Here is a 9,150-nt window from a genome sequence, read left to right as displayed (position 1 = left end):
CGGGGGCCGCGGCCGGCGGCGGCGACGGCGAGCTGCGCTCGGTCGAGTTCCGCTACACGCCTGTGATCTCGGGCGTGCAGAACGTCTTCCTGGCCGGCACCTTCAACGACTGGAACGACTCCAAGACCAAGATGGCCGACGCCGACGGCGACGGCACCTACACCGTGACGCTGCTGCTGGCCCAGGGCACCTACCAGTACAAGTTCGTCGTCGACGGCAACTGGCAGCAGGACCCGAACAACCCCGCGGGCGCCGACGACGGCTTCGGCGGCCAGAACTCGATCCTGAAGGTCGACGCCAGCTACAGCACCATCGAGATCGAGCTGGGCGACGGCAAGGTCTACAGCGACGACCTCGAGCCGATCCTCGACTACTCGACCTGCAACCCCCTCAGCCCGACGGAGATCGCCATCACGGCCAAGGCCCACCTGGGCGACGTGGAGGGCGTGACCCTGCTCTACACCGCCGGCAGCGGCGGCCGGCAGGAGATGCCCATGGGCGAGGTCGAGCACGACGCCTCGTACCAGTACTACCGCACCACCGTCACCCTCGGCGGTCCGGACGAGGAGCTGAGCTGGGTCCTGGCCTACCGCGACGCCGGCACCACCGAGTACTTCGGCGCCCGGGGCATGACCACCGATCCGGCCACCACGCCGTTCGTCTACACGGCCGCGGCCTTCCCGCCCTTCTTCACGCCCGACTGGGCCAAGGACGGCATCATCTACCAGATCTTCCCCGAGCGCTTCGCCAACGGCGACAAGGGCAACGATCCGGACTTTTCCGAGCCCATGTACGAGGGGGCCCGCGAGCTGCCGGCGGGGGGCAAGACCAACAACGAGTACTTCCACCTGGTCGACGACTGGTACGACGTGTCCGGCCTGGTGCGCAGCCCCTACCGCACCGACGGCAAGCCCGACTACTACAGCTACTACGGCGGCGACATCGCCGGCATCCGGCAGAAGCTCGACTACCTGGTCGACCTGGGCATCACGGTGATCTACTTCAACCCGCTCAACTACGGCATGAGCAACCACAAGTACGATCCCATCGACTACCTGGAGATCGACCCGCGCTTCGCCACACCGGAGGAGTTCAAGGCGTTCGTGAAGGACTGCCACGACAGGGGCATCCGCATCGTGGTCGACGTGGCGTTCAACCACACGGGCAACTGGCACTTCGCCTTCCGCGACGCGGTGGAGAACGGGCGCTCGAGCAGGTACTGGAACTGGTACGAGTTCCACAAGTGGCCGCTGCCCTCGGCGCGCGACTTCAACGCCAGCGACTACTACGACTGCTGGTGGGGCTTCGGGCTGCACCCCAACCTCAACTACGACCTGAAGCTGAGCAACGCCAACGAGAACAACATCGGCGAGATCGAGAACGCCACGCCCAACATGGACGTGGTGAACTACGTGCTCAAGACGGCCGACCGGTGGCTGGGCGAGTACGACATCGACGGCTTCCGCCTCGACGTGCCCAACGAGGTGCCGTTCTGGTTCTGGAAGCTGTGGCGTGAGCACTGCGACAGCATCAAGGACGACGTGTGGCTCGTGGGCGAGATCTGGGGCAACGCCGGCCGCTGGGTGGGCCCGCACTGCTTCGACTCGACCATGAACTACAAGTTCTTCCGCGATCCGGTGATGGACTTCTTCGGCAAGGGCTCGATCGACGCGGCGACCTTCGACGCGCGCCTCAGCCCGGGCCGCTTCCAGTACCCGCCCCAGTCGGTGGCCGTGATGATGAACCTCATGGACAGCCACGACACCATCCGCTTCCTGACCAGCGCCGGCGACGTGCGCAAGCTCATGCTCGGCGCCATGTTCGGCATGAGCTACGTGGGCATGCCCCACATCTGGTACGGCAACGAGGTGGGCATGACGGGCGGCAAGGATCCGGACTGCCGGCGTCCCTTCGACTGGCGCTACGAGGGCGATCCCCGCAAGGTGGCCCTGCGCGAGTACTATGGGAAGATCACCCGCCTGCGCCGCGACACCGAGGTGCTGCGCCGGGGCTCGTTCACCACGCTGGCCACGGTGGGCAAGGGCCTGGCCACGGCCCGCGAGCTCGATGGCAAGCTGGCGGTCTCGCTGTTCAACGCGGGCACGACGCCGGTCGAACTGACGCTCTCGCAGGCCGAATTGCGGCGCCTGGCCGGCGACGGCGCGGTGATGGTGCTCGAGGCCGTCGTCGGGCCGGACAGCTTCCCGCGGGCGGCCGGCGGGAGCTTCGCCACCGGCGACAAGCTCGACCTGCGGGGCGGCGACGTGACCGTGACCCTGCCGGGCATGAGCGGGGCGATCCTGCTGAACTAGCCCCTGGCGGCCTGTTTCATCCGGTTTCGCCCGGATGTCCCCAATGCCGGCCTGGCGAGGGCCCCCGTCACCGCGGGGGCCCTCATTTTTGCGGTTCGCTGACGCAAAAAACACCCCGATTTGCCAAAAACTGTGATAAAATCATGGGTGGCGCCAAGGCCCGTTTCCGCCCGACGATCGGGGGCGGCGGGGGGCCGGCGCTGGGCGCGAGATCCTGAAATTCGCCCTGAATGATCGAGCCATCCGCCCGCCAGGCGGCCCTGCATGGGCGCCCGCGGGCCGCTTCCCTGCAAGAAACCGGAGGATGACATGAAGAGAATGCTCATGCTCACCATCGTGATGCTCGCCGTGGCCACGGCCGGCAGCGCGCTGGCGACCATCGACTGGGCCGGCAACGTGTGGCCCAACAGCGGCGCGAGCGTCGTGCCGACCGGCCCCGTGGACGTCTACGCCCAGGTCTTCAAGTCCGGCGTGACCGACATGCCCGGCCAGGGCGCCGACATCTCGGCCACCCTGTTCTACACCACCGACATCGCGGCGCAGGTCGCGGTGCCCATGAGCTTCCTGGGCGACAACGGTGTCTCCAACGACGAGTACACGGCCCAGGTGCCCCAGGCCGCCCTGGCCGGCGCCGCCTGGGTCGACGTCACCGTCGTCTTCGACGACGCGTCGGACGGCTCCCAGTACGAGATCCAGGGCGATCAGGCCGGCAACCCGCCGCCGCTGCGCTACAACGTGACCAACGTGCTGCCCAACGACGTGGCCGTGACCTTCACCCTGTGCATGAGCGGCGAAGTGACCGCCGGCGACCCCTGCGTCATCGGCTCCGCGGCCGAGATCGGCACCTGGGGCACGGGCGTGAACATGACCAGCCTGGGCGGCGACCTCTACGAGGTGACCGTGGTCTTCCTGGCCGGCGGCAACCCGAACTTCGAGTACAAGTTCAAGAAGGACGGCTGCAGCAACTGGGAGGGCGTGGGCAACCGCGCCGTGGCCCTGCCCACCGACGGCACCACGTCGGTCGTGCTGGCCCCCGACAGCTGGAACAACCTGCCCCTGGGCTGCGGCCTCGGCTCGACCCTCGAAGAGGACAAGGTCGTGTGCTTCCAGGTCTGCATGGACGGCGTGGAGAACACCGGTGGCGTGTGCGTCATCGGCAACCTGCCCGAGCTCGGCGGCTGGGGCACCGGCGTCGAGATGACCTCCATCGGCGCCTCGCTGTACCAGGCCTGCCTGGTGTTCCCGGCCGGCACCCTGCTGCCCGTGAACATGGAGTACAAGTTCAAGAAGGACGACTGCGCCACCTGGGAGGGCGGCGGCAACAAGTTCTTCACCGTCGACAACACCACGGCCACCGAGACGACCCTGACCCACACCTGGGAAGACGGTTCGGGCGTGTGCGATCCCGTCGGCGTCGAGCGCGACAGCTGGGGCACCGTCAAGACGATGTACCGGTAGTTCCCGACCCGTTCGGCAACGAGAAGGCCCCCGGCGCGAGCCGGGGGCCTTTTGGCGTTCCTGCGGGCCCGCGTCCGTTCCGGACCGACCCGTGTGCGGACTAGTGCAGGATCAGGATCGAGTTCGCCCCGCCGTAGCCGTCGTCCTCGCCGAGGGGGTTGTTCTGGTCGCTCTCCCAGCGGATGCCCCAGTCGACGGCGAACTTGTACAGGTAGCGGCCGGGGCGCAGGGGGATCACGACCTCCCAGATGCCGTCCTTGTCGTCGTCCTGCATGGCGCCGATGGTGTGGTCGAAGCGGCCGCTGGCCTGGGTGCCGCACCAGCCGTTCTCGTCCCAGTTGCCGCACAGGTTCACGTGCTTGGCCTGGGGCGCCTCGTACACGAAACGCACGGCGTTCTCGAAGTCGTCGACCCGGTGGGGGGTCGGCAGGCGGTTGCGCAGCAGGCGGGTGTAGCTGCAGCCGGCCGCGACGAGGCAGGCGGCGGCGAGCAGGGTCAGGCCCGCCAGGCGGCGGCCCCGGAGCCGGGCGGGGATCTTCGGCGCGTTCATCGCGATTCTCCTAGAACGTCAGCTGCGCCCGCAGGGTCACGACCCGGGCGCTCTTCAGGTTGTTCTCCGCGTCGAGCACCGAGGCGTCCGGGTGGTCGAAGAGGAAGTTCTGCCGGTACATCCAGCGGCCGATTTCGCGGCCCTCGTAGTCGATCGAGTAGTCGACCGGATCGACGCCGTAGGCCAGCACCAGCAGCAGGTTGCGGATGGGGGTGTAGCGGAAGCCCACGAAGGGGTTCACGTAGTCGGTATCGACCGACTCGCCCGCGGTGCCGTCGGCCTGGCCCTCGTAGTGGTAGCGGGCGAAGCGCAGGTCGGCGATGAAGCCGAGGTTGCGGGTCAGGTCACGGTCGTAGCGCAGGATGAACTCGAGCATGTCGTGCTTCAGGCCGGCCACGCCCCGATCGGCCAGGGTCAGTCCCGCCTCGAGTTCGAAGGCGCCCACGGGCGTGCCGCTGCGGCCGTAGCCCAGGCGTCCGGCCAGGTACCACGTCTCCTCGGTGTGCGAGGTGACGGTGCTGTCCTCGGGGGCGGTGCGGCCCACGGCACCGTAGTCCAGGTCCGCGGCGTTGCGACGCAGCCAGAGATGGGCGCTGGTGTCGTCGTCGCCCTTCCAGTCGAGCACCAGTTCGGTCGAGTCGCGGTCGACCACCGCCGGCGAGGCGTCGATGGTGTAGAAGACCTGGCGGTTGGCCGTGGCCTGGGGCTGGAACGTGTAGCCGAGCAGCCTCTGGTCGGCGTTGCCGCCGCTCTCGGTCCGGGCCTGGTGCAGCAGGCGCAGGGACGTGCGCGCGGAGAGGTCGTAGGCGAGCTGGGCGGCCACGATCACGCCGTCGCGGTCGAGGAAGGGCACGTCGATGGCGCCGTTCTGGTTGGTCTCGCTGGCTTCGTTGCCCGTCACCGCCCGCTGGCCCTGCTTGCGATAGAGCACCTCGGCCCCGACGGTCATCTTCTCGCCCGCCCGGTAGCTCAGGTCCACGCCGGCGTGCACGAAGTAGTTGTCGGTCTCGTACCACGAACTGGCGTCGTCGTTCCCGGTGCGGTGGGCGTCGAGGGCCGGGATGCCGGCGCCACCGAGGCCTTCCAGCCACACCAGCGAGCGCTCGGCGTACACAGGCAGGCCGATCTCCAGGCCGCCCACCGGCCGCGACAGGCGCAGGCCGATGCGGTCGAGGCCCAGGTTGTCGTACAGGTCGGGGTCGTTGTAGTAGTCGGCGTTGTGCACGTTGGCGAAGTACAGCCGGGTGCGCACGCCGAAGGGGTCCGCCGTGAACAGCACGCCGGCCGAGCCCTTGCCCGAGTCGAGATGGTCGTGCAGGATCGTGCCGGGCAGGTCGACGTCGCCGCCCATCTTCAGCAGGTCCTCGCCCGTGTAGATCTCCTGGTTCCAGTAGGCCTTCAACGCGAAGTTGTTCGGCGTGATGGCGAGGTAGGCCTCGTCGAGCGCCGCGGCCACGTTGTTCTGGATGATGTTGGCGTCGGAGTCGAGGCGCATGCGCATGAACGTCGTGGCGATGTCGCTGACCCTGGTCGTGAAGTTCAGGTCGACGCTCTGGCTCGGCCGCTGCAGCCGGTAACGGGGATCGGTGACGGTCTCGTCCGGCAGGCCCACGGGCACGTTCTTGGCGTACTCGAAGCGGGTCAGGTAGCGGCCCTCGATGGTGACCTGCGCGTTGAGGTTGTTGTTGGCCGCGGAGGGCGCGGCCTTCGCCGTGGCGACGAGTTTCCCGGCCGCATCGACGGTGACGACGGAGTTGGCACCGCCGTAGGGGTCGGAAACGGTGTCGGGATTGTTGGGGTCGGCCACCCAGTTGCCGTCGACCACGAACTTGTACTCGTGCTGCCCGGCCTCCAGGGGCTGGATGACGCGCCAGTTGCCCTTGCCGTCCGACGCGAGGGCGTTCGCGTCGGCGCTCCAGCCGTTGAAGGTCCCGGCCAGGTTCACCTTGCCGGCGCGGTTGTCCCGGTAGGTGAAGGCGATGCCGCCGTCGACGGCGGCGGGGGCGCCCACCTTGATGTCGCCGGTGGCCGCGGCGGCGCCGCCGGAAGTACCGCCTGCCGCGGCCACGGGCGCCGCCGCGGCGGCGGCCGCCTGGGCCACCGAACCGTCGGCCCCCACCGTCACCACGGAATTCGAGCCGCCGAACGGATCGGAGCGCTTCTCGGGGTTGGCCGGGTCCTCGCGCCAGTCGCCGTCGACCACGAACTTGTATTCGTAGGTGCCGGGGGCGAGGGCCACTGTGGCCTGCCACACGTCGCCGTCGCCGCGCACGAGGGGAGTGGCCGTGGCGTTCCAGCCGTTGAAGTCCCCGGCCACGAACACGGCGCCGGCGCCCGGCGCCTCGAGGCTGAAGACGACACCGCCGTCGCCGGTGGCCGGGGCGGCGGCCCCTATTCTGGGCACCAGCAGCAGCCACAGCAGCAGCGTCGTCAGGACGGGGGAGGGGCGAAATACCTTGGCTCTCATGTCAGCTCCCTGGCGGATCAGAACCACGCCTTGACCAGCAGCTTGAAGCGGTCGCGCAGGTTGTCGTTGTTGCCTTCGTTCACGAACCAGTCCGTGTAGACGAGATTGTCGGACTGGCCGGCGTCGCCGTACTCGAAATAGACTTCCGAACCCCAGCCGATGTCGTACTTCAGCTGGGCGAAGAGGGTGTGGCGCGCCTCGGTCTCCTCGTTCACGTTCAGGGCCCGGAGATAGCCCTTCAGGCGCTCGGTCAGGTTCACGCTCATGTCGAAACCGTAGGCGGTCACCTGCCGGAAGGTGCCGGCGTCGTGGATGCGCCCCTGGATGCGGATCTTGGCCAGGAAGTTCTCCACCGTGATCTCGCCGAACCAGTCCGGGTAGGTCTGGAAATCGCTCACCGAGGCGTCGGCGTCGTAGCCCCGCCAGTTGCGGTAGGCGAAGCGCGACTTGAAGCCGTTGATGTACTCCATGTACAGCTCGGCGTAGTACTCGCGGGCGGGCCGCAGGCCGCCGTCGGGCTCGTCCTCGGTGACCATGCGCTTGCGGTAGTTGTCGTAGTTCAGCTTGGCGGTGACGGCCTTGCCCGGCACGAGCCAGATGAGCTCGGCGTGCTTCTGGACGCGGTTGTACTCCCGGTTGTCGTCGAAGCGGCTGCTCGAGTAGTTGCGGAAGTCCTCGCCGAAGTCGTTGTACCAGCCGTGGGCCGTCAGGTCGCCGAAGTGGATGTCGCGCACCTCGGTGGCGATGGCGCGGGCCTTGCCGGTGGGCGTGGCGAAGATCTCCTCCTCGTACGGCACCTGGCTCAGGGCGGCCTCGACGGTCCAGCGGGACTGCTCCAGGTCGACGGGACCGAGCCGCAGGCCCGTCGGGACCAGTTCGCGCGGGCTGAAGGCCAGGTCGACCGAGTACACGTCGTTGTGCATGAGGTCGAGGTAGTTCGGCCAGTCCTCGCGGGAGGTGTCGGTCCAGTCCTTGCGGACGTACATGGCGCCGCTCTCGATGCGACCGTCCCAGGCCTTGTGGCGCAGGCGCATGATCCAGGAGTTGTCGCCGTTGGCGACGTCGCCGGTGCCGGGGTTGTAGGTGCCGCCGTTGTCGCTGGTGATGAACGTGCCGCCCAGGTTCGGGATGCCCAGCACGTTCGACTCCCAGAAGTCGAAGCGCACGCCCTGCGCCTTGGGGCCCCAGTCGTCGTTCTTCAGCTTGTTGTCGTCGACCAGCCGCAGCAGGGGTTCGTCGTTGATGTAGAAGCGGTTCTGCCGGTAGAACAGGTACGCCTCGTACTTGTTCTGGCGCAGCTTGATATGCCCCTCGCCGCTGTACCAGGGCGGGTTGTAGTAGTCGACCGTCGCCGTGCGGTCGTCGTCGCGGTTGGCCTCGGCCCGCACCTTGGCGAAGAGCTCGAAGCGGTCGCTGGGCCAGGACCAGAAGCGCAGTTCGGCATAGTGCTTGGGCATGCCGTTGGCGCCCGGGCTGCCGAAGTGCCACTTGCCGTCGTCCTTCTGGGCGCTGACCTCGGCCTCGTAGTAGCCCTCGAGCTTCTCGTTGGCGCGGGCCGGTCCGGCGCCGGCGCCGGCGAGCAGGCAGCCCCCGAGCAGCGCCGTCGCGAGGAAGCGGGCCGGTCCGGGCAGGTGGGCGAAGCGGAATCGTGGGACCAACGTCAGTTCCTCACGGTGAAGGACAGCATGTAGATGTTGCCCAGGGCGTTGTCGGTTTCGAGCGAGAAGTCGGCCTGCCAGTGCACGTCCTGCAGTCCGGCGCCGATGGTGACCATGCCCTCGTCGAGGCCGGTGCGCAGCACCAGCGCGTCGAAGAACCAGATCTCGGCGCCGCCGTGCAGCACGACGTCGGTGGTGCGCCCCTCGCGGTTCCGGAAGTCGGCCGTCAGCAGGAGCGTGTCGCGGAACAGGTAGCTGCCGCCCGCGGCCCACTCGGTGAAGACCGGGTCGGGACTCGAGGTCGTGCTGATGAGCTGCAGCTCGGTCTCGTGCACGTTGTAGATCGTCGCGCCGAGGGTCCAGGGGCCGCCGCTGTCGTACAGGGCGCCCACGTCGAAGCTGAAGCCGTGGTCGTTGCCCAGGAAGTTGGGGTCGTTGTACTGCTCGTAGCCCGGCGCGCCGAGCAGGAAGAGCTTGCCCGAGACGCCCAGGCTGAGCTGTTCGAACCCCGGCACGCGGCGGGCCAGGGAGAAATTCAGGGTGTCCTCGTGGTACACGTCGGTGATGCCCAGGCGCACCCACGACGCGCCCAGGGAGAACCCGCCCACCTTCGGCAGCGAGGCCGCGATGTAGTAGTTGTCGATGTCCGACACGCCGTAGAGCCAGCTGTTGGTCAGCATGAGGGCGACGCGGTCGTCGCGCACC

General features: G+C 68.1%; 6 protein-coding genes. 2 read left to right on the top strand and 4 right to left on the bottom strand.

Going from position 1 to position 9,150, the window contains the following annotated elements; genetic code table 11:
• Positions 1-2,312: hypothetical protein (locus KDM41_07240; GenBank protein ID MCB1183210.1), on the top strand; the 2,312-nt coding region annotated here is incomplete at its 5' end.
• A 309-nt stretch (positions 2,313-2,621) separates the two neighbouring features.
• Positions 2,622-3,770: a hypothetical protein gene (locus tag KDM41_07235; protein MCB1183209.1), complete on the top strand. Its 1,149-nt coding sequence runs from the start codon at positions 2,622-2,624 to the stop codon at positions 3,768-3,770.
• A 100-nt stretch (positions 3,771-3,870) separates the two neighbouring features.
• On the opposite strand, the gene KDM41_07230 is transcribed toward KDM41_07235, so the two are convergent.
• The 4 genes from KDM41_07230 to KDM41_07215 form a co-directional block, all read right to left on the bottom strand.
• The gene (locus KDM41_07230; GenBank protein MCB1183208.1) at positions 3,871-4,320 is read right to left on the bottom strand and encodes a glycogen-binding domain-containing protein; all 450 of its coding nucleotides are present in this window, start codon (positions 4,318-4,320) and stop codon (positions 3,871-3,873) included.
• 10 nt (positions 4,321-4,330) lie between these two features.
• On the bottom strand, positions 4,331-6,787 hold the full coding sequence (locus tag KDM41_07225) for a glycogen-binding domain-containing protein (GenBank protein ID MCB1183207.1): 2,457 nt from the start codon (positions 6,785-6,787) through the stop codon (positions 4,331-4,333).
• 17 nt (positions 6,788-6,804) lie between these two features.
• Complete coding sequence (locus KDM41_07220; GenBank protein MCB1183206.1) at positions 6,805-8,445, bottom strand: hypothetical protein; 1,641 nt, start codon at positions 8,443-8,445, stop codon at positions 6,805-6,807.
• A 2-nt stretch (positions 8,446-8,447) separates the two neighbouring features.
• Positions 8,448-9,150, bottom strand: a 703-nt coding sequence (locus KDM41_07215) for a hypothetical protein (GenBank protein ID MCB1183205.1), incomplete at its 5' end; no start/stop codon positions are given.

Source organism: bacterium (genome assembly GCA_020440705.1).
In the GTDB taxonomy this organism is placed as follows: domain Bacteria; phylum Krumholzibacteriota; class Krumholzibacteriia; order LZORAL124-64-63; family LZORAL124-64-63; genus JAGRNP01.
The sequence above is the reverse complement of the archived record's forward strand: the minus strand, read 5'-3'. Positions and strand labels throughout refer to the sequence as shown.

Bases quoted from the DNA above. Each gene is read 5' to 3' on its own strand.
- KDM41_07235 (MCB1183209.1), top strand. From the start codon at position 2,622: ATGAAGAGAATGCTCATGCTCACCATCGTGATGCTCGCCGTGGCCACG.
- KDM41_07230 (MCB1183208.1), bottom strand. From the start codon at position 4,320: ATGAACGCGCCGAAGATCCCCGCCCGGCTCCGGGGCCGCCGCCTGGCG.
- KDM41_07225 (MCB1183207.1), bottom strand. From the start codon at position 6,787: ATGAGAGCCAAGGTATTTCGCCCCTCCCCCGTCCTGACGACGCTGCTG.